Origin of the sequence: Bradyrhizobium sp. CCBAU 51627 (assembly GCF_028128765.1) — a bacterium.
Classification (GTDB): Bacteria; Pseudomonadota; Alphaproteobacteria; order Rhizobiales; family Xanthobacteraceae; genus Bradyrhizobium.
Genome location: NZ_LBJG01000018.1, coordinates 41,501 through 63,115, shown reverse-complemented (window position 1 = coordinate 63,115; position 21,615 = coordinate 41,501). Strand labels below are relative to the sequence as shown.

Below are 21,615 nucleotides of genomic sequence, written 5' to 3'. Positions count from 1 at the left end.
GCGAAACTTTCTGTGGGGCAATTCGCCATCGAATTGGGCATGTCGGATGGCGATTGAGAGCGCAGTGCTGCGCTTGAATAGCCGCTCCAAGCTGATATGGTCATAATAGTCATATTGGTTCTACTCGATGACAGACAGCAGCACTCCCAACGGCACGTGGACGCTTGCGAATGCCAAGGCGCGCCTGTCCGAGGTGATCGATCGCGCCCAGACCGGTCCCCAGATCATCACCCGCCACGGCAGGCCGAATGCCGTGATCGTGTCCGCCGAAGAATGGGCGCGGAAGACTGCACGCAAAGGCACGCTCGCTGAATTCCTGCTGGCCTCACCACTGCGCGGCGCCGACCTCGAACTTGAACGCGCACAGGACGAACCACGCGACGAGATGCCGTGAACCTGCTCCTCGACACCAATGTGCTGTCGGAGGTGCAGCGTCCGATTCCTTCTCCGAAAGTTTTGGCCTGGCTCGATACGGTCGACGAGGATCGCGCTTTCATCAGCGTCGTGTCCGTCGCCGAGCTTCGACGCGGGATCGCATTGCTGGATGACGGTCGTCGGCGGACGGCACTGACCGCCTGGCTCGCCCATGATCTGCCGGCCCGGTTTGCAGAGCGCATTCTGCCGATCGATCACGCGGTGGCTGAGCGCTGGGGGGATCTAATGGCACAGAGCCGCGGCAGCGGCACTGCCTTGTCAGTCATGGACGGGTTCTTCGCGGCAACGGCGCTGGCTCACAATCTCATGCTCGTCACACGGAATGTGAAGGATTTTACGGCCTTCGGCGTGCCGCTGCTCAACCCGTGGGACGGCGCCTGAGGCGCTAGCGCAACCGCACCACTGGGGCCGCTTCTGGCGCCGCATCCTGCGCATCGGCCTGGGTCTCGTCGATGTCAGCCCCCTTCGGCATTGCCTCCACCACCTCGATGCCCTTGCTGTGGCAGATGGTGGCGAGGCGTTCGGGCAGCTCCTGGTCGGTCACGAAGGTCTGGATCTGCGTCATATGCGCGATGCGGACCGGCGCACTGCGGCGAAGTTTTGTGGAATCGGCGACCAGCATGACGCTGCGAGCATTGGCGATGATGGCCTGCGCTACCTGCACCTCGCGATAGTCGAAGTCGAGCAGCGCGCCCTCCTCGTCGATCGCGGATGCGCCGATGATGGCGTAGTCGACCTTGAACTGACCGATCAGCTGCGTCGCGGTCGAGCCGACCACGGCGCCGTCGGCGCGGCGCACCGTGCCGCCGGCCACGACCACCTCGATGCGGGGATGGCGGTACAACAGCATGGCGACGTTGAGATTGTTGGTGATGACGAGGAGATCCTCATGCGAGGTCAGCGCGCTCGCGACCTCCTCCGTCGTGGTGCCGATGTTGATGAAGAGCGAGCAGCCGTTCGGGATCAGCGAGGCGGCCGCAGCCCCGATCGCCTTCTTCTCGTCGGCGGCGACGAAACGGCGCGCCTCGTAAGCGAGGTTTTCCACGCCGGAGGCGATGATGGCGCCGCCATGGATGCGGGTGAGCGAACGGCGCTCACAGAGATCGTTGAGGTCCTTGCGGATGGTCTGCGCCGAGACTTCGAAGCGGCGCGCAAGCTCCTCCACCATGACGCGGCCGGAAGCGCGGGCGATGTTGAGGATTTCGGCTTGGCGATGGGTCAATCCGGTCACGGCAAGGGCCTCAAATCAGGACGTGCATGGTGAGGCTTCTCGCGCATGCGGTCAATGCTTTGCTGATCAATCTCACCACGCCATCGCGCGGGCGAGCCGCGCGAGCAACTCGGGATCGTCAAAGGCGCTGGCGGACGCGACCGCGCCTGCGCCAACGAGGTCAGCGTCGCTGAGGCTGGTCCGGATGCCGATGGTCGGAATCCCTGCGGCGGTGGCCGACTGCACGCCGGAGCGGGAATCCTCGAACGCGATCGAGGCGGCTGCGCTGGCGCCGATGAAACGCAGCCCTTCCTGATAGGGTAGCGGGTGCGGCTTGCCGTGCGGCAGCTCGTCGCCGATCACGAGCGCCTTGAAGCGATCCGTGATGCCGAGGCCGGACAGCAGCAGCTCCGCATTGAGACGCGGCGCGTTGGTGACGGCGACCATGGGAATGCCGGCGTCGTCTGCACGGTCGAGCAGCGCCATCAGGCCCGGTAGCGGTTCGATCTGCCCCGCAACCAGGTTGCGGAACACCTCTTCCTTCTCACCGAGGATCTCGGCGCGGCGCTGCAATGTCTCGTCGGCCAGGAAGCGCTCACCAATCGACAAATTGGCAAAGCCTTGCAGTTCCCTGGAGAAGCGCGCGTGGTCGAAAACATGACCGCGAGGACCGAGCACCTGGTTGAACGCCTTCAGATGGAGCGGGTCGGTGTTGGCGAGCGTGCCGTCGATGTCGAACAGCAAAGCCCGGCCCGGTCCCTGGATCATGTCGTGTTCTCTTTCGCGTTCGGCGCAACGATGCGCGAGACGTATCAACTCGCGCCGGCTGACGCAATGCAGCCCATTGCGGCGATCGCGACGTGGCACTCGACAAAATCGAATGCGGCTGCAACAGTGGCCGCAAGATCAAGGACGGAGGATACGATGACACCCAATCGCGATCACGCTGCCACGACTGACCATGATGCAGTGGCACAAAAAGTCGAGGCCTTTCGCCTCGCCCAGATCGCGGCCGATCCAAAGGCGCTCAGCCTGCTGTGCGCGGATGATCTGAGCTACAGCCATTCCAACGGCTTCCTCGAGGACAAGGCAGCCTTCATCGCCAATGCCACAGACGGCAAGACGAAATTCCTGTCGATTGCATACAAGGATCCGACCATCAAGATCGTCGGCCCAGCCGCGATCGTCCGCTTCCACTGGATGGCCGAGATGATGACCGACGGAAAGAAAGTGGCAAACAGCCTTCACATCCTGATGAACTGGCAAAGGCAGGGCGACGAGTGGAAGCTGTTATCGCGCTCCGCGACGAAGCTGTGATCAACGGCGTCATTCCGGGACGCGCCCAAGGCGCGGGCCCGGAACGACGAGTTGATTGCTACGCCGCCACCTTCACATCGCCGTTCAACAGCTTGCGCGCAGCCCGCTCGGCTTCGCGGGCATTGCGAAAGAGCTGGCCTTCAAGACGATTGAATTGCTGGGACGAGGCGAAGAAGCGGTAGCCTCCCTGACCGCGGACCACGATGCCCGCGGTCTCTGAATTCACTTCGATGATGTAGCTGTCCGGCATTTCCCGTAGATTCCTCAGTGCGGGCAAATAACGGTCAGTCTGCCCAAAAGTTCCTGAGGGCAAATCAACCGGTTTCCACCCCGAATCGACGCGCTACTGAGTACGCTGAGACCTCATCCGTTTTATGACCCGTTGTTGGCAAAGACGCGACGCGTGGACTCATCGGCGCCGCACATCTTGCTGACATGGGACAGAGCGCCGCGCGCGATTAAGTCGCGATCGCCGTGCCGGTCGTGCGCACCTCTTGCGGCCGACCGTGCTCGTCGATCGAGACGTAGGTAAAATTTCCGTCGGTGACGAGGAACGGATGCTCTTCCCCGCGCCGCAGCGCCCAGGCTTCCAAATGCACCGTCATCGAGGTCCGGCCCACGCGCACGAGATTGGCGTAAACCGAGACGAGATCGCCGACATAGACGGCTTTCCGAAAATTCATCGCCTCGATCGCCACCGTGACGGTGCGCGACTTCGCGACTTTCGATGCAAACACGCCGCCGCCGACGTCCATCTGGCTGAGCAGCCAGCCGCCAAAGATGTCGCCGTTCGCGTTGGTGTCGGCGGGCATCGCCAGCGTGCGGATGCAGAGATCGCCGCTCGGGCCAGGATCGGACTTTTCAGTCATGCAGGTCTCACTTGAAATTGTCCCAGCCCGGATCGGGCGCGAAACGCCCGCCGAATCGCTCGGCCAGCGTGTGCAAGGTCGATACGACATTCTCCACGCCGCGTGCACGCGCATAGTTCAGGGGACCGCCGCGGAACGGCGCGTAACCGGTGCCGAAGATCATGGCGCCATCGACCGCATCAGGGTTGTCGACGATGCCTTCACGCAGAGCCGCGACGCAGACATTGGACATCGGCAGCACCAGGCGGTCGATCATCTGATCCGTGACGCGCGGCCCGGTCTCGGGCAGCGGCGCCTTCTCGGCCTTGCCGTCCTTCCAGGTGTAAAAGCCCTTGCCGGTCTTGCGGCCCAGTTCGCCCCTGGCGACCCTGTCGCGCAGCCAGGCCGGTGTCGGGGGCAAGAGATCGCCGAATTTGGTGCGCAACATATCGCCGACGTCCAGGCAGATGTCGAGCCCGACCTGGTCGGCCAGCTCGATCGGTCCCATCGGCATGCCGAACTGTTCGGCCGCGGCGTCGATCAGGCGTTGGTCGGTCTTCTCGTCCAGCATCACCATCGCCTCAAGCATGTAGGGCGTCAGCGCGCGATTGACGAGGAAGCCCGGCGAGCTCTTCACCTGTAAGGGCAAACGATCGATCGCGCCGACGAAGGCGAGCGCCTCTTTCAGCACATCTAGCTCGTTGCCGTCATGGCTGACGACTTCGACCAGCTGTAGTCGCGACACCGGATTGAAGAAGTGCAGGCCGACGAGGCGCCCCGGCCGCGCCAGCGTGGTGCGCAGATCCTGCAGCGGAATGCTCGACGTGTTGGTCGCAAGGATCGCGCCCGGCTTCATCTTCGGCTCGAGGCCGGCATAGACCTTCTGCTTCAGCTCGAGCTTTTCCGGGACCGCCTCGATGATCAGGTCGGCGTTGCGAACGCCCTCACCGTCCATATCGGGAATCAGGCGATCGAGTGCATCGCGCACCTCGGTGGGTTTACGAATGATCTTGCCGTAGAGCTCGGCAGCGCGCTTGACCGCGCCGGCGATCGGTTCGGCCTTCATGTCGGCGAGCGAGACGCGCATCCCCTGCCCCGCTACCCAAGCCGCGATATCGCCGCCCATGGCGCCGGCGCCGATGACATGGACGTGCTTGATAGTGTTGCCGCTGCCGGCGGCTTTCTTCATCTGCTCGCGCAGGAAGAAGACGCGGATCAGATTCTGCGCCGTCGGCGTCACCATGAGTTTGGCGAAGGACGCCTGCTCCGCTTTCAGCATCGCGGCCTTGCTGCCGCCATTCCTCTCCCAGAGATCGATCAACGCGTAGGGCGCCGGATAATGCTCGCGCCGCGTGGCCTTCGCCGCCTCGATACGCATACGCCTGGCGAGCAGCCCGCGCACCGGGCCGAGATTGGCCGCGCGCGTGAGCAGTCCGGGCTTGGCTCGCTTCAGGCGGCCGAACAGCGCGTCCCTCACGGCGCCGAGGACGTGGCGCTCCTGCGTCACGGTATCGACGAGGCCGAGTGCCTTGGCGCGGCGCGCATCGATGGTGCGGCCGGTCAGCATCAGCGCCATCGACTGGGTCGGATTGACCAGGGCCGTAAAGCGCGCGGTGCCCCCGAGGCCGGGATGCAAGCCCAGCGTCACCTCCGGGAAGCCGAAGCGGGCACCATCGACGGCAATGCGCGACTGGCAGGCGAGCGCGACTTCGAGGCCGCCGCCGAGGCAAAAGCCGTGGATGACCGCGACCGTCGGCAGCTTCAATGCTTCCAGGTGATCGACCACCGCGTGCGCGGCGCGGATGCGCGTTTCGACCATCTCCGGATCGGTAGCGCCGCGGAACTCGTTGACGTCGGCGCCGGCGATGAAGCCGGACGCTTTTGCCGAGCGGATCACGAGGCCGGCGGGCCGCTCGGTCTCGATCGCCGCGAGCACGGCGTCGAATTCCTCCATCACGTCGGAGGACAGCGTGTTGGTGCTGGCGTCGGCGCGGTCGAACAGCAGCCAGGCGACGCCGTCGGCATCGCGCGTCAGCTTGAAATGCCTGTAGGGACCGTCGGGCGCCCGCTCGGGCCCGAGCGAGAGCAAGCGGTCGCCGAGCGCGGTGATGATCTTTGAATCCATGTCACACCGCCTCGATCAGCATGGCGCCGCCGAGCCCGCCACCGATGCATTCGGTGGCAACTCCGCGCCGCGTGCCGAGCCGCTTCATCGCGTTGACGAGATGCAGCACGATGCGGTTGCCGGAGGTGCCGACGGGATGGCCGAGCGAGATCGCGCCGCCATCGACGTTGAGCTTTTCGCGGTCGATCTCGCCGGCCGCACCGTCGAGCCCCAGAATCTCGCGGCAGAACTTGTCGTCGTTCCAGGCGGCGAGGCAGCCAAGCACCTGGGTGGCAAAGGCCTCGTTCAGCTCCCAGGTCTCGACGTCCCTAATGGTGAGGTCGTTGCGCCGAAGCAGCGGCGTGACTGACATCACGGGGCCGAGCCCCATGATGCTGGGATCGAGCGCAGCCCAATTGCTGTCGACGATCGCGGCCTTCGGCGTCAACCTGTGCTTTGCCACCGCGGCATCGGAGGCGAGGATCACCCAGGAGGCACCGTCGGTGATCTGCGATGAATTGCCGGCCGTGACCTGGCCCCAGGGGCGCTCGAACACCGGCCGGAGTTTTGCCAGCGACTCGGCTGTCGAGTCCGGCCGTACGCCGTCGTCATGGTCGAAGAATTTTCCTTGGCGGGAGAACGCCGTTTCGACCTCGCCTTTCAGAAAGCCCTCGGCTTGCGCGTGCGCGAGCCTGCGATGGCTCTCGGCGGCGTAAGCGTCCGATTGCGCGCGGGTGATGCCGAAGAGATGGCCGACCACCTCGGCGGTCTGGCCCATGTTCAATTCAGTGACGGGATCGGTTAGACCGCGCTCGAGGCCTATGATCGGCTTGAGATCGCGCGGCCGCAGCCTGAACGCAGCGGCGAGCCTCGCGGCTACGCCCTTGGCGGTGGCGAGGCCGGCGAACCAGCGCACGCCGGAATTGGGCCAGACCAGCGGCGCGTGGCTCAGCGCCTCGGTGCCACCGGCCAGGATCATGTCGGCATGGCCCTCGCGGATGTAGCGATAGGCGGTGTCGATCGACTGCATGCCGGAGCCGCAATTGATCTGCACGGTGAAGGCGACCATGTCCTCGCCCATGCCGAGCCGGAGCGCGGCGACGCGGGCCGGGTTCATCTCGTCGGCGATGACATTGACGCAGCCGAGGATGACCTGGTCGAAATCTGCAGGCGAAAATGGCTGACGCGCCAGCAGCGGCCGTCCGCACTGCACCGCTAGATCGACGGGCGTGAACGGCCCCGGCCCGGAGCGCGCCTTCAGAAACGGCGTTCGGCTGCCGTCGACGATGAAAACCGGTCGTGCCATCAGCTCGCCGCCCTCTGCCCACCGAGTTCCTGGAAGAACTGATGCACATCGCCGGCTTTCTTGTAAATCGGCGACAGCGCTTCCGGCGGAAAAACGTCGACCTCGATGACCTGCGCGACGGCTTCGTGGGCGGCTGCCAGCTGCTCACCTTCGGCCTGGGTAATCACGCCCTTGATGACGGCGTCCTTCCAATTGCGAATATGTGCGGCACGCATGCGCTTGGCGATGGCGTCGGTCGCGGCGACCAGCTTGAACGCGCGCTCCAGCCGGGCGAAGCCGCTATCGTCATCGACATAGGCAAGATCCGGCGTCAGGCGCTCGCGCGCTGCCGATGGCTCGAGCACAAGGCTTGCGCATTGGTGCACCACGCGGTCGGACGGGCCGAGCACGCGCGCGCCGAAGGGTTGGACCACGAGCTTGAGGAAGCCGGCAACAAATCGATTGGTCAGATTGGCGAGGATTTCAGCCAGTCGATTCTCGATGGTTTTGAATCCGGTCGCCATGCACCATTCCAGCGCGGCAAAATCCTCCTTCTGCCGCCCCTCGTCCTGCCAGCGCTTCAGCGCGGCAGAGAGCAAATACAGTTCGGAGAGGATATCGCCGAAGCGCGCCGACAGCATCTCCTTGCGCTTGAGCGCGCCGCCGAGCGTCAGCAGCGCCATGTCGGCGCAGAGCGCAAACGCCGCGGAATAGCGCGACAGCTGGCGATAGAATGGCGTGGCATCGCCCGCCTCAGGCGCCGGCGCGAAGGCGCCAAAGGTCCAGCTCCGGCCGAAGGCCCGGAACAAGGTCCGGAAGCTATGGCCGACATGCTTCCAGAATGCCTTGTCGAAGGCGGAGAGCCCGCGCTCGCGGTCGGTATCCGCCAGCGCATTCATCTCGTCGAGCAGATAGGGGTGGGCGCGGATCGCGCCCTGCCCGAACACGATGAGGTTGCGGGTCAGGATGTTGGCGCCCTCGACCGTGATGCCGACCGGCACGGCGCGGTGCAGATTGCCGAGATAGTTTTGCGGACCGTCGATCACGGCCTTGCCGCCATGGATATCCATGGCGTCGTCAACCGCGATGCGCATCCGCTCGGTCGCTTGCAGCTTCATGATGCCGGAGATCACAGCCGGATGAACGCCGGCGTTGAGCGCCCCGCAGGTCAACCTTCGGGCGGCGTCGAGCTGATAGGCGGTAGCGACGATGCGCGCGAGCGGCTCCTCGACGCCCTCGAATTTCGAGATCGAGATGCCGAACTGCTCGCGGATGCGGGCATAGGCGCCGGTGGTGCGCGCGGCATAGGCGGCACCGGCCGCGGAGAGCGATGGCAGCGAGATGCCGCGGCCGGCGGCAAGCGCGGTCATCAGCATCTTCCAGCCTTGGCCGAGGCGCTCCTTGCCGCCGATCACGTAGTCGAGCGGGATGAAAACGTCGCGGCCCCGGTTCGGGCCATTCTGGAACACCTGCATCGACGGCAGGTGCCGATGGCCGATCTCGACGCCTGCCAGGTTGGTCGGGATCAATGCGACCGTGATGCCGAGCTCTTCCCGATCGCCGACCAGATGCTCAGGATCATAAGCCTTGAAGGCAAGGCCGAGCAGCGTCGCGACGGGACCGAGCGTGATGTAGCGCTTGTGCCAGTTGAGCCTGAGGCCTGTGACCTCGTGCCCGTCGAATATGCCCCTGCAGATGATGCCGGTGTCGACCATCGAGGCGGCATCGGAGCCCGCCTCCGGGCTGGTGAGGCCGAAACAAGGAATGTCACGACCATCGGCAAGCCGCGGCAACCAGCGTGCCTGCTGCTCTTTCGTTCCAAACCGCATCAGTAGCTCGCCGGGCCCGAGCGAGTTCGGCACCATCACGGTGACGGCCGCGGCGATCGAGCGGGTCGAGATTTTTCGCACCACTTCCGAATGCGCATAGGGCGAGAAGCCGAGACCGCCAAATTCCTTCGGGATGATCATGCCGAAGAACTTTTCGCGCTTGATGAAGTGCCAGACATCCGGCGGCAGGTCGCGCCATTCCCAAAAGATCCTCCACTCGTCGAGCATGGCGCAGAGCTCGTTGACGGGGCCGTTGAGGAAGGCGTGCTCCTCGTCGGTCAGCTTGGCCTGCGGCACCTTCAGCAGCCTTGACCAATCGGGATCGCCAGTGAAGAGATCGGCATCCCACCAGACGTCACCGGCCTCCAGGGCCTCGCGCTCGGTGTCGGACATCGCCGGCAGCGCACCGCGTGCCCACGAGAAGATCGGCTTGGTGATGGTGTCGCGGCGGAAGCTCATGGCGGACCTCATGCAACAGCGCGGGTAGCGGGCATTTTAGCTGAAAGTGGCCGGGGTCGGTGAAGGGTTCGGCTGCAAAATTGACGCGGCCAGGCGGCCCCGGACCATAACGGCCAGGGTGCGGGAGCAGTTCCGGGAGGGGGAGTGGAGCTCAATGTCTCCCCGCGTCATTGCGGGACGACGCGCAAGCGGCGCGCCCGCAATGACGGCGTTGGGGAGAGCGGCGAGCCTAATCCGGCCGCACCATCTCAAACATGTTTTCCGGCTTGATCTCGAAATAGTCGCCGCGGCGGCCGGCGCGGACGATCGGGCGGGCGGCGGCGGTCTGGTAGACGCCGTCCTTGATCATGGCCTTGTCGATATGGACGGCGACGACCTCGCCGAGCGTCAGCCAGGCGTCGGCCTCCCTGCCGTCGGCGCCCTTGAGGCGAATGATGTCGGACACCCTGCACTCGAAGGCGACGGGGCTCTCAGCCACGCGCGGCACGTTGACGAGCTTGCCGGGCGCGGCGGTCAGGCCTGCGATCTCGAACTCGTCGACCTCGGGCGCAACATGCGCAGCGGTTGCATTCATCTGTTTGGCGAGATCCATGGTGGCGAGATTCCAGACGAACTCGCCGGTCTGCTGGATGTTCGAGACCGTATCCTTCCAGTTGGTGGAGGAGAAGCCGATGATCGGCGGCACATAAGCGAACGCGTTGAAGAAGCTGTAGGGCGCCAGATTGACGTGACCCTTGATGTCGCGCGAGGAGATCCATCCGATCGGCCGCGGCGCAATGATGGCGTTGAAGGGATCGTGCTTGAGGCCGTGGCCCTTGGCGGGCTCGTAGAAGTACAGGTCTTTGTCGGTCACGCTGGCTTTCCCCTGCTCGTCATTGCGAGCGCGGCGAAGCAACCCAGAATCCCTCCGCGGAAACAGTCTGGATGGCTTCGTTACGCTCGCAATGACGGAGATTGTTGATCCGTCCTGACCGGCCACTGGCCGGTCAGTCCAGGGCGGTCGGCCTGCTTATAGGGGCAAATGCCCTATCCCGTCAGCGGCGCGGCGACAGACCCGCGATGACGAAATCGATCATCTGGTCGATGGTCGGGCCCGGCTTGGTGGCGCACTGGGCGATCATCTGGGGGTGGAAGAAACGCATCATGGCCGTGCAGGCGCACATCGAAGCCAGCTGAAGGTCGGGTGCCTCGAACTCGCCAGAGGCCACGCCTTGGGCGATCATCTGGCCGACCACACCGGCGATGCACTCCATGTGATTGACGCAGACCGCCCAGTCCTCCTGCATCGCGATCTCGACCATCTCGTGCAGCTTGTTGTCGCCGACATAGCGCTCGGTATTCATGCGATGGACGGTGGTGAGCAGCTCGCGGAAGCGCTCCTTGACCGGACCGGGCTTGGCCACGATCCGCTGCGCCTCGAGCTCGACCTCTCCCATCAGGCCCCGCGCCACCGCCTGGTGAATCGCCTTCTTCGATTCGAAGAAGCGGTAGACGTTGGCGGGGCTCATCCTCAGCTCTTTGGCGATGTCTCCGACCGTGGTCTTCTGATAGCCGATCTGGCGGAACAGCCGCTCGGCCACCTCGAGGATACGATCCCGGGTGTCGCCTTCGATATGTTCCGAAATCAGGGCCATCAATCAGGACTCGCTCATCAGCACTTCATCTCACTTATTCAGCCGCCTCAGCAAGCGGAATTGCGTGCTCGTCATCGCTCCCATGCTGCGGCGCGGCAGGCTGTTCGGGGGTGCCAGCCTCATCCAAGCTCTTGCGGAACCAGAGGGCGTAGAGGCCCGGCAGGTAAAGCAGCGTCAGGAAGGTCGCCACGAACAAGCCGCCCATGATGGTGATCGCCATCGGGCCCCAGAACGCAGAGCGCGACAGCGGGATCATGGCAAGGATCGCGGCCAGCGCCGTCAGCACGACCGGACGGGCGCGACGGACAGTCGCCTCCACGATCGCCTCCCGGCGCGTCAGGCCATGAGACACGTCGCTCTCGATCTGGTCGACCAGGATGACCGTGTTGCGCATGATCATACCGGCGAGCGCGATCAGGCCGAGCAGCGCCACGAAGCCGAACGGGGCGTTGGCGACGTTGAGGCCGAGCGAGGCGCCGACGATGCCGAGTGGCGCGGTCAGGAACACCAGGAACAGGCGCGAAAAGCTCTGCAGCTGGATCATCAGCAGCGTCAGCATCACCATGACCATCACCGGGAAGAGGACGAAGATCGAGGCGTTGCCCTTGGCAGACTCTTCGAACGCACCACCCGGCTCGATGCGGTAGGCCGGCTCGAGGTAGTCCTTGATCTGCTGGAGCTGCGGCGTGATCTGGTTGGTGACGTCGGGCGCCTGCACGCCGTCGATAACGTCGGAGCGCACGGTGATGGCCATGTCGCGGTTACGCCGCCACATGATCGGCTCCTCGTGGGAATATTCGATTCTGGCGATCTGCTGCAGCGGCACGGCGACGCCGTTCTTCGAGGTGATGGTGAGATCGCCGACGCCGCCGAGATCGAGCCGCTCCGACGGAATCGCGCGGGCGATGACGGCGACCTTCTCGATGCCGTCACGCACGGTCGTCACCTGCGCGCCGGAGATCAGCATCGACAGCGCCTGCGAGACGTCCTGGGGCGTGAGACCCATGGCGCGGGCACGATCCTGGTCGACGACAAGCTTGAGGTACGGCGACTGCTCGTTCCAGTCGAGCTGGACGTCCTTGACGTTCTTGTTCTGCCGCATGACGTCGCGGACCTGGTAGGCGATCTCGCGCACCTTGTTGGCGTCCGGACCGATCACGCGGAACTGGACGGGGAAGCCGACCGGCGGGCCGAAATTGAAGCGGTCGACGCGCACGCGCGCCTCCGTCAGCATGCCGTCCGCAACCGCGCCCTCGATCTTGGCCTTGACCCGCTCGCGCGCCTCGACGCCCTTGGCGACGATCACGATCTCGGCAAAAGCCTCGTTCGGAAGTTGCGGATTGAGGCCGAGCCAGAAGCGCGGCGAGCCCTGACCGACATAGGACGTGTAGGTCTCGATATCCTTGTCGTCCTTCAGCAGCGTCTCGGCCTGCTTCACCGCCTTTTCGGTGACGTTGAAGGCGGTGCCCTCGGGCAGACGCAGCTGGAGAAACAGTTCGGGCCGCTCAGACAGCGGGAAGAACTGCTGCTGGACATGACCGAAGCCGACGACGGAGGCGACGAAGACGCCGACAGTCGCGACCACCACCGTGATGCGGTGATTGACGCACCATTGCACGATGGCGCGCAGGCCCCTGTACATGCGCGTCTCGTAGACCGCGTGGGGATCGTGATTGTGATGCACCTTCATCTCGGGAAGCAGCTTGACGCCGATATAGGGCGTGAAGATCACCGCCACGAACCAGGAGGCGACCAGCGCGATCGCCACGATCCAGAAGATGCTGCCGGCATATTCGCCGACCGCGGAATTGGCAAAGCCGATGGGGAGGAAGCCGGCGGCCGTGACCAGCGTTCCCGTGAGCATCGGAAACGCAGTCGATTCCCAGGCAAAGGACGCCGCGCGCACGCGGTCCCAGCCCTGTTCCATCTTCACCACCATCATCTCGACCGCGATGATGGCGTCGTCGACGAGCAGGCCGAGCGCGATGATCAGCGCTCCGAGCGTGATGCGATGCAGGTCGAGCGACATCGTGTTCATGACGATGAAGACGATGCCGAGAACCAGCGGCACCGACAGTGCGACCACGATACCGGTGCGCCAGCCCAGCGCCAGGAACGAGACGAACAGCACGATGACCAGCGCTTCCATGAAGGAGTGCACGAACTCGCCGACGGCGTGCTCGACCACCTTGGGCTGATCGGCGATCATTTTGAAGTCGATGCCTTGCGGCACGGCTTTCATGAAGTCGGCCGTAGCCTTCTCGACGTCCTTGCCGAGTTCGAGGATGTTGGCGCCCTTGGCGGTGACGACGCCGATGCCGATCGCGGCCTTGCCTTCCTGCCGGACCACGAAGCTCGGCGGATCGACATAGCCGTGGGTCACGGTGGCGATGTCGCCGAGGCGGAACACGCGGCCGTTGCTCTCGACCGGGGTTTCGGCGACAGCCTTGGCGCCGTCGAGCGCACCGGTAACGCGCAGCGGCACCCGCTGCGACGAGGTCTCGACCGTGCCGGCGGGGGTCACATTGTTCTGCTTGGCGAGCGAATCGAACAGCGCCTGCGGCGTGATGCCGAGCGTGGCGAGCTTGGCGTGGCTGAATTCGACGAAGATGCGCTCGTCCTGGTTGCCGTACATATCGACCTTGGTCACACCAGGCACCTTGAGAAGGCGCTGACGGAATCCTTCGGCGACCTTCTTGAGCTGGGCGTAATCGGCGCCGTCGCCGGTCACCATGTAAAGGATGGAATCGACGTCGGAGAACTCGTCATTGACGACCGGTCCCAGGATCCCCGAGGGCAACTGGCCCTGCACGTCGACCAGCTTCTTGCGGAGCAGATAGAAAAGATAGGGCACGTCCTTCGGCGGCGTGGAGTCGCGGAAGGTCACCTGAAGCGCGGTGAAGCCGGGCTTGGAATAGGTCTGCACCTTCTCGAAATAAGGCAGCTCCTGGATCTTCTTCTCGATGGGATCGGCGACCTGCTCCTGCATTTCCTGTGCGGTCGCGCCGGGCCACATCACCGAGACGTTGACCACCTTCACCGTGAAGAACGGATCCTCGGCGCGGCCGAGCTTCTGATAGGAGAAGAAGCCGGCGACGCCGAGCACGAGCATCAGGAAGAGAACCAGCGTCGGATGACTGACGGCCCAGGCCGAAAGGTTGAAGCGCTTCATCGCACTCTCCGAAAAACGATCCAGTTGCAAATACGACAGCCGCTCTGTTCAAGGCGTCGTCGGGAGGCAGCGAAGCAATCCAGGGGGCTGGGCAGGTTCTGGATCGCTTCGCCGCTTCAGCCTTTGCGTAGGGGCAAAGGCCGAAACTCACCTCACACGACGTAACTCGTAAACTCTAGAAAGACAGCGACGACACGACCCGGACCTTCTGGCTTGGATCGAGCTTCTGCACGCCGAGCGCGACGATCTTTGCGCCCTCCTCGACACCGCCGGTAATGATGACGTCGTTGCTGTCGTAGGCCTTCACCGCGACCGGCTTGAGCGTGACCTTGCCGTTGTCGTCCACGACGAAGAAGGACGGCTTGCCGCCTTCATTGAACAGCGCCGACAGCGGCAGACGCGCGACGCGCTCGGTGGCGGCATCCGACAGCGTCAGCGTTGCGGTCATGCCGAGCGCGACCTTGTCGTCGGCCTCGGGAAGCGAAAATTTTGCGAGATAGGTCCGCGTCGCCGGATCGGCCGCCGGCGCGATCTCGCGCAGCTTCGCCGTATATTTCTTGTCCGGCTCGGACCAAAGGGTGACGCTGGCGACGCCCGACCTGGCGCGTCCGACCAGCGTCTCAGGGATCGCGACGACCGCTTCCTTTTCGGCAAAGCGGGCGACACGGATCGAAGCCTGGCCCGCGGCGACCACCTGGCCGGGTTCGATCAGCGTTGCGGTGACGACGCCACGGGCGTCGGCAACGAGCGTCGCGTAGGAAAGGGAATTCCTGGTCAGTTCGACCGAGCGGACCGCGCGGTCGAGGCGCGCGCGGGCCTCGTCGGCGGCGGCGCGGCTCGAGTCCATCGCAGCGTCGGTGGTCCAGCCCTTGGCCTTCAGGTCCTTGGCACGCTGCTCGGCTGCGGCGGCCTGCGCCAGTACGCCGGTGGCAGCAGTCTGCTCGGCAACGGCCTGCTCGGCCTGGAGCTTCAGGTCAACTTCGTCGAGGGTGGCGAGCGGCTGGCCGACTTCGACGGTCTGACCGACCTCCACGAGGCGTTTTGCAACTTTACCGGCGACGCGGAAGCCCAAATCACTCTCGATCCGAGGCCTGATCGTGCCGACGAAACTGCGCTCCGGAGTCTCGGCATCATAATGCGCAGTCGCAACCAGAACCGGCCGCGGCGGCTCGGCTTTTTGCGCTACGGTATCATTACACCCGGCCAGCGCAGCGGCCATCAAAGCCAGCGACACGCCCGCCAAGAGCCTGGAATAGCTGGACAAAACGGACCGAACGAACATCGGAGGACACTCCTGCGTCTGTAATGAGAGGAATGTCGACTAATCACTGATAAAAGTCAATAATCGTCAGTCATCAGGAATGCGTGATCGGCAAGGAACAGCAGGACCGTTGTCGGGATGGTGCTATCGTAGGGTGGGCAAAAGGCGCGCAAGCGCCTTTCCCACGCACAGGGGGCATGCTGCGCTTTGCCCATCCTCGGGCCGTTCACTTGGCCCTCACCGGTCCTGTTCGGCAAACTCATGCTTGCTGTCGTGACCGCCGATGAAGGCCAGGATGCCGGCAATCAGGGGCAGGATGGCGAGGACGAGAAGGCCGGTCGAGGTCTGGCCTGTCGCTTCCTTGACCCAGCCGATCAGATAGGGACCGCCGAATCCGGCGAGGTTGCCGATCGAGTTGATCAGGGCGATCGCGCCGGCCGCGGCCGTACCAGAGAGCCAGGCGGTCGGCAGGGTCCAGAACACGCCGAAGCAGCAGAACACGCCGATCGCAGCCACCGTCAGCACCACGATCGTCAGAGTGGGGTCGGTGAGATAGGAGGATACGCCTAGCGCCACGGCCGTGAGCAGCAGCGGCGCGCCGACATGCATCACGCGCTCGCGCGTCGCATCGGAATGCCGCGCCCACAGGATCATCGCAACGGTGCCGAACAGATAGGGGATCGCGGTGACGAAGCCGGTCTGGGCATTGGTGAGGCCGAACGCCTTGACGATCTGCGGCAGCCAGAACTGCATGCCATAGAGCGCGCCGACGAAGCCGAAATAGATCAGGCTGAGCGCGATCACCTTCGGCGAGGACAGCGCCTCGCCGAGCGAGGGATGTTTCACGGCCTGCTTGATAGCGAGTTCTGCATCGAGCTTCGCCTTGAGCCAGGCCTTCTGCTCGGCCGAGAGCCAGTCCGCCTTCTCCGGCTTGTCGGTGAGATAGAACCAGGTGACGATGCCGAGCAGCACCGAGGGGACGCCCTCGAGAATGAACAGCCACTGCCAGCCCTTCAGACCTATGGCGCCGTCGAGCCCGAGCAGGAGGCCAGAGATCGGCGCGCCGATGACGGTCGAGACCGGGACCGCAATCGCGAAGGCTGCGAGGAAGCGGGCGCGATATTCGGCCGGGTACCAATAGGTGAGATAGAGGATGATGCCCGGGAAGAAGCCGGCTTCTGCGACGCCGAGCAGGAAGCGCAGCAGGTAGAAGCTCGCAACACCGCTGGTGAGCGCCATCAGCGCCGAGATGATGCCCCAGGTCACCATGATGCGGGCGATCCAGCGGCTGGCGCCGAACTTTTCCAGCGCCAAATTGCTCGGCACCTCGAAGATGAAATAGCCGATGAAAAAGATGCCGGCGCCCCAGGAGAAGATCAGCGGCGTGAACTTCAGCTCGGCATTCATGGTGAGCGCGGCGAAGCCGAGATTGACGCGGTCGAGATAGGAGAAGAAGTAGGCCAGCACCAGGAACGGGATCAGGCGCCAGGAGATGGCGCGGATGGTCGAAGTTTCGACGGCACTTTTCGCGCCGGCGGAACCGGTATAGGTCGTGGTCTGGCTCATCGCTTCCCCCAGGGTTGTTGCTTTTATGGGCTGATTGGCGGTTTTCAGCATCAGGGACGAAGAGTCAATGGAAGCCATGCAGATCACCCAGCCGGTCAACATCATTGCGCTGCGACGGAGGATGCTGATCCGTGCCGGACTGGCACTGCTTGTGATCGTCTGCGGGCTCAGCTTGCGCTGGTGCGGCTTTCCGCTCGGCCTTCCCGCCTTCGTGGTGAAGTACGGCGGTTCGCTGCTATGGGCGACGATGGTGTTTCTGCTGGTCGGAGTGTTGCTGCCGCGGCTGACCGGGCGTCAGCTCGCGGCCCTCGCGATGGGAATCGCCGTCGTGACCGAATTATCCCGGTTGGTGCACATGCCATGGCTCGATGCGTTCCGGCTCAGCACGGCCGGCGCGTTGCTGCTCGGGCGTATCTTCTCGCTATGGAATCTGGCGGCGTATGCAGTCGGAATTGCGTTCGGCGTTTGGATCGATCAAATCGCCGCAACGCGTCGTCTCACTCCGCCAATTGAAACCGCTCGAACCGATCGAGCTCATCCTCGATCTTCTGCTTGAGCTCCTTGCGCCCGGCCGTCTTCCTGCCCTGCCCGATCCAGGTCCATTTCTGCATCAAGAGCTTCCGGGCCTGCCGGTCGGTCTTGAGGTCGAGCGCGGCGACGATCTCGTCGCCAACGAGCACGGGCAGCGCAAAGTAACCGAGCTTGCGCTTGGCCTTCGGCACATAGGCCTCGAACAGATGGTTGTAGCCGAAGATGAGATTGGTGCGCTTGCGCTGGATGATCAGCGGATCGAACGGCGATAGGATGTGGACGAGCTCGGGTGAGACCTCGGCAGGCTCGAGCATCGCAAGGCTCACCCAATGCTCCTGCTTGCCGGCTCCCTCGATCGCGACGGGCACGAGCTCGCCGCGACGCACGCGCGCGGCGATCAGCGCGGCGATCGCCTTCTTGCGTGGTGCATCGAGATGACAGACCGAATCCAGGCTGACAACGCCCTGCGCGCGCAACGCGCGGTCGAGCAGATAGGCCGCGATCTCCTTGGGCGAGGCCGGCTTCGGCAGCTTGTCCCAGCCGAAATGCCGCGTCATCAGATCATAGGTCTTGAGCATGCCCTGCCGCGCGCTGATGGTGGCGACGCCGGTGTAGAAGGCAAGCTGAAGCGCACGCTTCGAGGGTTTGCGGCTCTGCCACAGATGCTCCTTCTCGGTGAGCACGTCGTCCTCGATGTCGCGGATCGTCAGCGGGCCGGCTCGCAACAGCCGCATCACCTTGCGCGTATCGGCCGGGGTTACCGAGGCGTACCATTTGTGTCCCTCGCGCTTGTGTTCCCGCATGGCCGGCAGGAAGAAGCGAAAATCGTCCGACGGCACATAGGACAGCGCATGGGTCCAGTACTCGAACACGCTTTTGTCGATGCTCTGGGCGTGACGCAGATCGGCGCGGCGATAGGACGGGATGCGGCTGAAAAGGATGTGATGATGGCAGCGCTCGATGACGTTGATGGTGTCGATCTGCACATAGCCGAGATGAGCGATCGCTTCCGCCACAGCCTGCGCGCCTTCTCCGAATGGCGCACGCGTGTCGAGCCGCTGGGCGCGCAGCCAGATCTGCCGGGCCTGTTTCGTGGGGAGTGGAAAGGGTTTGGGTGCGCGGGACATTGCGGAAGGCAATGTAGCGAGATTCGCGCAAGGAGATAGGTCGGGACTGCAAAAGAAAAGGCCGCGCTGCCATCTGCTGACAGCGCGGCCCGGATAATGGCGCGCGTTGCGCCTACTTCATCATCATCGCCTTCTGCGACTTCATATAGTGCATGCAGGCGCTCTTCATCTTGCCGTTGCTCATGTCGGTGTTGGCCATGGCCATTTCCTTGTTGGCAGCCATCTTGGCGGGCGTGTCGGCGGTACCGGTCATCATGGCCGTCGTTTTCATCATGTTGTCGCTGGTGCACGCCATCATCGCGGCGGATGCGGGAGAGAAGGCGAACGCGACAAAGGCTGCGGCGGTGAGCAAGGTCTTCATCGAGAAGTCTCCTTAAGTAAAATGAAACCGGCGTCATGCCGGCATTCGCAGTTACGTATTCTCCACCGACAACGTTTCGCGGAGAAGACATTTTTTTTGCGGCCGGCGCGATCATGGGACCGGCCGACCACTTGACTGACCGGCAAGACCGTTTCCGTTCGCGCCTCCGCAGCCGGGCATTTGGATGGACACAAAGACGCCGGCGACGCACACTCCGGCAACCATCCAGGCTCGATTCGAAAGCACATCACTTGGGGAGCAAGAAGGCCGGAACAGCGTGGCGGCATGCCAATATCGGCCGCCTGCTCAACAACGCGGTGCGACGCTTCGAGGCGCGCGTGCTCGAGCTGATGAGCGACAGGGGGCACGACGAAACGCGCATCGCGCATGTCAGCCTGACCCGCAATCTCGATGTGGAGGGGACACGCCTGACGGAGCTCGCTCGCCGCGCCTCGATGAGCAAGCAGGCGATGGGCGAGCTGGTCGACCAATGCGCCGAGCTTGGCCTCGTCGACCGCATGGCCGATCCAACCGACAAGCGCGCGCGCATCGTCAAGTTTACGCCCTCCGGACTGGAATGGCTCGATGCGTTCCGCGAAGCCGTCGACATCGCCGAACAGGAGATGCGAGGTGAGCTCGGCAAGTCTGCCATGGATGCGATCCTGAAGGGCCTGGCGCTCTACGGCGCAAAGTTCGACACCCTCGATGACGAGAATTAGTCAGGTTACTTGACGAGATCGTCAGGCTTCCTTACCATGCAGGATGATGCTGGGAGAGGGAAGCGTGTTGGAGATGTGTCATACCGCCTCGGTACTCATCGTGGGCGGGGGACCATGCGGGCTGATGCTGGCCAACGAGCTGGGCCGGCGCGGCGTATCCGCGATCCTGGTCGACGAAAAGCCGGGCACTGCCTTCAATCCGCAAGCCAATGCGACCCAGGCGCGCTCGATGGAGCATTATCGGCGGCTGGGCTTTGCCGACGAGATCAGGCGCGAAGGATTGCCCGCCGATTATCCGACCGATGTTGCGTATTTCACCCGCTACACCGGTTACGAACTCGCGCGCTTTGCCTTGCCGTCCTCGTCACGCGCGAGCGAACTCATCAAGGGCCTGTCCGGCTCCTGGAGCGCGGCGGAGCTGCCGCACCGGGTCTCGCAGAAATATGTCGAGGCCGTGCTGCGCCGCCATGCCGAACGGCTTCCCGGCATCGCGCTGAACTATGGCCACCGGCTGGTCAGCTACATCGAAAACGACGACGGCATCGTCGGCGAGATCGAACGTCTCGATGATGGCAACCGCTTTCACGTGCAGGCCCGCTTCCTCGTCGGAGCCGACGGGCCGCGCTCGATGATCCGGCAATCGCTCGGGATCGTCTATGGCGGCGAGACCGGGACGCAGCGTGATTTCATGGGCGGCCGCATGCTGGCGGTCTATCTCCGTTCGCCCGAGTTTTACGCCAGCGTCCCGCACGCCAAAGCCTGGATGTACAACTGTTTCAACGGCGACCGCCGGGCTTTCATGGCCTCCGTGAACGGGCGCGACGAGTTCGCGTTTCACACCCAGCTTCAACGGGGCGAAGACGAGAATGCGATCACGACGAACGAGGCCAGGGCCGCCTTCCAGCGCGCCTGCGGTGCGCCGATCGCATGCGAGGTGCTGTCCTTCCTGACCTGGACCGCAGGTCACGCCCTGGTCGCGAACGGGATGCAGCGGGGCAAGGTCTTCCTCGGCGGCGACGCCGCGCATCTGTTCACGCCGACCGGGGGGCTCGGCTACAACACCGCGATCGAGGATGCGGTCAACCTCGGCTGGAAGCTCGCAAGCGTCATCAAGGGCTTGAGCCCGGCAACGCTGCTCGACAGCTACGAGGTCGAACGGCGTCCGGTGGCGCTCCGCAACACCGACTATGCGCGGCGCTTTGCCGACTCTCTTGGTCTGTTCGCACCCGCACCTGAGATCGAGCTCGAAACGGAGGAAGGCCGCGAGGCCCGGCGGATTGCGGGCGCCTATCTCGAGCAGCACGCCCGAGCCGAATTCAACATCCCAGGCGTGACCTTCGGCGGCCGCTACGACGGCTCGCCGATCATTGTCTCGGATGGCAGCCAACCGCCGCCCGATGCGGCGAACCTCTACGTGCCCACCGCCTGTCCCGGCGGTCGTGCGCCGCACGCCTGGCTGGAAGACGGCGCATCCTTGTACGATCTGTTCGGGTTCGAGTGGACGCTGCTGCAGTTCGGCGAAGCTGCCTCGGCTCAAACGGCGGTCGCCGATGCCGTCCGTCAGCTTGGCGTCGACGTGAAGCTGGTCACGCTGCCGCCAGCCTTGGGCGATCTCTATGACGCCGACCTCGCTTTGATACGTCCCGACCAGATAGTGGCCTGGCGCGGGGCCGCGTCAGAGGTCGGAGCGATCGGGCGCGTCTTTGCGCGCGCGCTCGGACATGATGCGAGCGATGCGAGCCGATTGGCAAGCTGAC

20 protein-coding genes are annotated in these 21,615 nt (G+C 64.1%); 6 read left to right on the top strand and 14 right to left on the bottom strand.

The features are described 5' to 3' along the window. Nucleotides 1-127: 127 nt before the first annotated feature. Nucleotides 128-394, top strand: a complete 267-nt coding sequence (locus XH88_RS09435; protein ID WP_271615116.1) for a type II toxin-antitoxin system Phd/YefM family antitoxin — start codon at nucleotides 128-130, stop codon at nucleotides 392-394. Beyond that, nucleotides 391-816: a type II toxin-antitoxin system VapC family toxin gene (locus XH88_RS09430; RefSeq protein WP_271615115.1), complete on the top strand. Its 426-nt coding sequence runs from the start codon at nucleotides 391-393 to the stop codon at nucleotides 814-816. The genes XH88_RS09435 and XH88_RS09430 overlap by 4 nt, the downstream gene beginning before the upstream one ends. Nucleotides 817-820: 4 nt before the next feature. Here XH88_RS09430 and XH88_RS09425 read toward each other — a convergent pair whose 3' ends face one another. Next, a complete protein-coding gene (locus XH88_RS09425) occupies nucleotides 821-1,666 on the bottom strand; it encodes a DeoR/GlpR family DNA-binding transcription regulator (protein WP_220003944.1) in 846 nt (281 codons plus the stop codon). Between the two features lie 72 nt (nucleotides 1,667-1,738). Further along, nucleotides 1,739-2,413: an HAD family hydrolase gene (locus XH88_RS09420; RefSeq protein WP_271615114.1), complete on the bottom strand. Its 675-nt coding sequence runs from the start codon at nucleotides 2,411-2,413 to the stop codon at nucleotides 1,739-1,741. Nucleotides 2,414-2,569: 156 nt separating this feature from the next. Here XH88_RS09420 and XH88_RS09415 point away from each other — a divergent pair, with 156 nt between their 5' ends. After that, complete coding sequence (locus XH88_RS09415) at nucleotides 2,570-2,962, top strand: nuclear transport factor 2 family protein (protein ID WP_271615113.1); 393 nt, start codon at nucleotides 2,570-2,572, stop codon at nucleotides 2,960-2,962. A gap of 58 nt (nucleotides 2,963-3,020) precedes the next feature. On the opposite strand, the gene XH88_RS09410 is transcribed toward XH88_RS09415, so the two are convergent. From XH88_RS09410 to XH88_RS09365, 10 genes are all read right to left on the bottom strand, one after another. After that, complete coding sequence (locus XH88_RS09410) at nucleotides 3,021-3,212, bottom strand: hypothetical protein (protein ID WP_271615112.1); 192 nt, start codon at nucleotides 3,210-3,212, stop codon at nucleotides 3,021-3,023. Nucleotides 3,213-3,420: 208 nt separating this feature from the next. Then, nucleotides 3,421-3,831, bottom strand: a complete 411-nt coding sequence (locus XH88_RS09405) for an acyl-CoA thioesterase (RefSeq protein WP_271615111.1) — start codon at nucleotides 3,829-3,831, stop codon at nucleotides 3,421-3,423. 7 nt (nucleotides 3,832-3,838) lie between these two features. Next, nucleotides 3,839-5,935 (bottom strand): 3-hydroxyacyl-CoA dehydrogenase NAD-binding domain-containing protein, encoded by a 2,097-nt coding sequence (locus XH88_RS09400; RefSeq protein WP_271615110.1) that lies wholly within the window; start codon nucleotides 5,933-5,935, stop codon nucleotides 3,839-3,841. A gap of 1 nt (nucleotide 5,936) precedes the next feature. After that, nucleotides 5,937-7,220 carry an acetyl-CoA C-acetyltransferase gene (locus tag XH88_RS09395; protein ID WP_271615109.1) on the bottom strand — a complete coding sequence of 428 codons (1,284 nt, stop codon included), beginning with the start codon at nucleotides 7,218-7,220 and terminating at the stop codon, nucleotides 5,937-5,939. Continuing rightward, entirely contained in the window at nucleotides 7,220-9,487 is a 2,268-nt protein-coding gene (locus XH88_RS09390; protein WP_271615108.1) for an acyl-CoA dehydrogenase, read from the bottom strand. Before XH88_RS09390 ends, XH88_RS09395 begins: the two co-directional genes overlap by 1 nt. 229 nt (nucleotides 9,488-9,716) lie before the next feature. Next, complete coding sequence (locus XH88_RS09385; RefSeq protein WP_271615107.1) at nucleotides 9,717-10,340, bottom strand: flavin reductase family protein; 624 nt, start codon at nucleotides 10,338-10,340, stop codon at nucleotides 9,717-9,719. A gap of 181 nt (nucleotides 10,341-10,521) precedes the next feature. Beyond that, nucleotides 10,522-11,121, bottom strand: a complete 600-nt coding sequence (locus tag XH88_RS09380; RefSeq protein ID WP_271615106.1) for a TetR/AcrR family transcriptional regulator — start codon at nucleotides 11,119-11,121, stop codon at nucleotides 10,522-10,524. A gap of 34 nt (nucleotides 11,122-11,155) precedes the next feature. Further along, on the bottom strand, nucleotides 11,156-14,293 hold the full coding sequence (locus tag XH88_RS09375) for an efflux RND transporter permease subunit (protein WP_271615105.1): 3,138 nt from the start codon (nucleotides 14,291-14,293) through the stop codon (nucleotides 11,156-11,158). A 175-nt stretch (nucleotides 14,294-14,468) separates the two neighbouring features. Continuing rightward, the gene (locus tag XH88_RS09370) at nucleotides 14,469-15,575 is read right to left on the bottom strand and encodes an efflux RND transporter periplasmic adaptor subunit (RefSeq protein ID WP_271615104.1); all 1,107 of its coding nucleotides are present in this window, start codon (nucleotides 15,573-15,575) and stop codon (nucleotides 14,469-14,471) included. A 216-nt stretch (nucleotides 15,576-15,791) separates the two neighbouring features. Further along, complete coding sequence (locus XH88_RS09365) at nucleotides 15,792-17,120, bottom strand: MFS transporter (protein WP_271615103.1); 1,329 nt, start codon at nucleotides 17,118-17,120, stop codon at nucleotides 15,792-15,794. Nucleotides 17,121-17,196: 76 nt separating this feature from the next. Between XH88_RS09365 and XH88_RS09360 the strand changes: the two genes are divergently transcribed. Beyond that, nucleotides 17,197-17,676, top strand: a complete 480-nt coding sequence (locus XH88_RS09360) for a ribosomal maturation YjgA family protein (protein ID WP_271615102.1) — start codon at nucleotides 17,197-17,199, stop codon at nucleotides 17,674-17,676. Here the strand turns inward: XH88_RS09360 and XH88_RS09355 are convergent. Both XH88_RS09355 and XH88_RS09350 read right to left on the bottom strand, forming a co-directional pair. After that, complete coding sequence (locus XH88_RS09355) at nucleotides 17,618-18,778, bottom strand: winged helix-turn-helix domain-containing protein (protein ID WP_271615101.1); 1,161 nt, start codon at nucleotides 18,776-18,778, stop codon at nucleotides 17,618-17,620. The two genes, XH88_RS09360 and XH88_RS09355, sit on opposite strands and share 59 nt — an antisense overlap. A gap of 112 nt (nucleotides 18,779-18,890) precedes the next feature. Continuing rightward, nucleotides 18,891-19,139 (bottom strand): hypothetical protein, encoded by a 249-nt coding sequence (locus XH88_RS09350; RefSeq protein WP_271615100.1) that lies wholly within the window; start codon nucleotides 19,137-19,139, stop codon nucleotides 18,891-18,893. Nucleotides 19,140-19,390: 251 nt separating this feature from the next. Here XH88_RS09350 and XH88_RS09345 point away from each other — a divergent pair, with 251 nt between their 5' ends. Then, nucleotides 19,391-19,858, top strand: a complete 468-nt coding sequence (locus XH88_RS09345; RefSeq protein WP_271615099.1) for a MarR family winged helix-turn-helix transcriptional regulator — start codon at nucleotides 19,391-19,393, stop codon at nucleotides 19,856-19,858. A 46-nt stretch (nucleotides 19,859-19,904) separates the two neighbouring features. Continuing rightward, on the top strand, nucleotides 19,905-21,614 hold the full coding sequence (locus XH88_RS09340) for an FAD-dependent oxidoreductase (RefSeq protein WP_442868429.1): 1,710 nt from the start codon (nucleotides 19,905-19,907) through the stop codon (nucleotides 21,612-21,614). Nucleotide 21,615: the final 1 nt, after the last annotated feature.

Excerpts from the sequence above, each read along its gene's own strand:
- XH88_RS09350 (WP_271615100.1), bottom strand. The coding sequence starts at position 19,139 with ATGAAGACCTTGCTCACCGCCGCAGCCTTTGTCGCGTTCGCCTTCTCT.
- XH88_RS09405 (WP_271615111.1), bottom strand. The coding sequence starts at position 3,831 with ATGACTGAAAAGTCCGATCCTGGCCCGAGCGGCGATCTCTGCATCCGC.
- XH88_RS09400 (WP_271615110.1), bottom strand. The coding sequence starts at position 5,935 with ATGGATTCAAAGATCATCACCGCGCTCGGCGACCGCTTGCTCTCGCTC.
- XH88_RS09370 (WP_271615104.1), bottom strand. The coding sequence starts at position 15,575 with ATGTTCGTTCGGTCCGTTTTGTCCAGCTATTCCAGGCTCTTGGCGGGC.
- XH88_RS09420 (WP_271615114.1), bottom strand. The coding sequence starts at position 2,413 with ATGATCCAGGGACCGGGCCGGGCTTTGCTGTTCGACATCGACGGCACG.
- XH88_RS09410 (WP_271615112.1), bottom strand. The coding sequence starts at position 3,212 with ATGCCGGACAGCTACATCATCGAAGTGAATTCAGAGACCGCGGGCATC.
- XH88_RS09355 (WP_271615101.1), bottom strand. The coding sequence starts at position 18,778 with ATGTCCCGCGCACCCAAACCCTTTCCACTCCCCACGAAACAGGCCCGG.
- XH88_RS09380 (WP_271615106.1), bottom strand. The coding sequence starts at position 11,121 with ATGGCCCTGATTTCGGAACATATCGAAGGCGACACCCGGGATCGTATC.
- XH88_RS09360 (WP_271615102.1), top strand. The coding sequence starts at position 17,197 with ATGCAGATCACCCAGCCGGTCAACATCATTGCGCTGCGACGGAGGATG.
- XH88_RS09435 (WP_271615116.1), top strand. The coding sequence starts at position 128 with ATGACAGACAGCAGCACTCCCAACGGCACGTGGACGCTTGCGAATGCC.
- XH88_RS09390 (WP_271615108.1), bottom strand. The coding sequence starts at position 9,487 with ATGAGCTTCCGCCGCGACACCATCACCAAGCCGATCTTCTCGTGGGCA.
- XH88_RS09415 (WP_271615113.1), top strand. The coding sequence starts at position 2,570 with ATGACACCCAATCGCGATCACGCTGCCACGACTGACCATGATGCAGTG.
- XH88_RS09395 (WP_271615109.1), bottom strand. The coding sequence starts at position 7,220 with ATGGCACGACCGGTTTTCATCGTCGACGGCAGCCGAACGCCGTTTCTG.
- XH88_RS09375 (WP_271615105.1), bottom strand. The coding sequence starts at position 14,293 with ATGAAGCGCTTCAACCTTTCGGCCTGGGCCGTCAGTCATCCGACGCTG.
- XH88_RS09365 (WP_271615103.1), bottom strand. The coding sequence starts at position 17,120 with ATGAGCCAGACCACGACCTATACCGGTTCCGCCGGCGCGAAAAGTGCC.
- XH88_RS09340 (WP_442868429.1), top strand. The coding sequence starts at position 19,905 with ATGCTGGGAGAGGGAAGCGTGTTGGAGATGTGTCATACCGCCTCGGTA.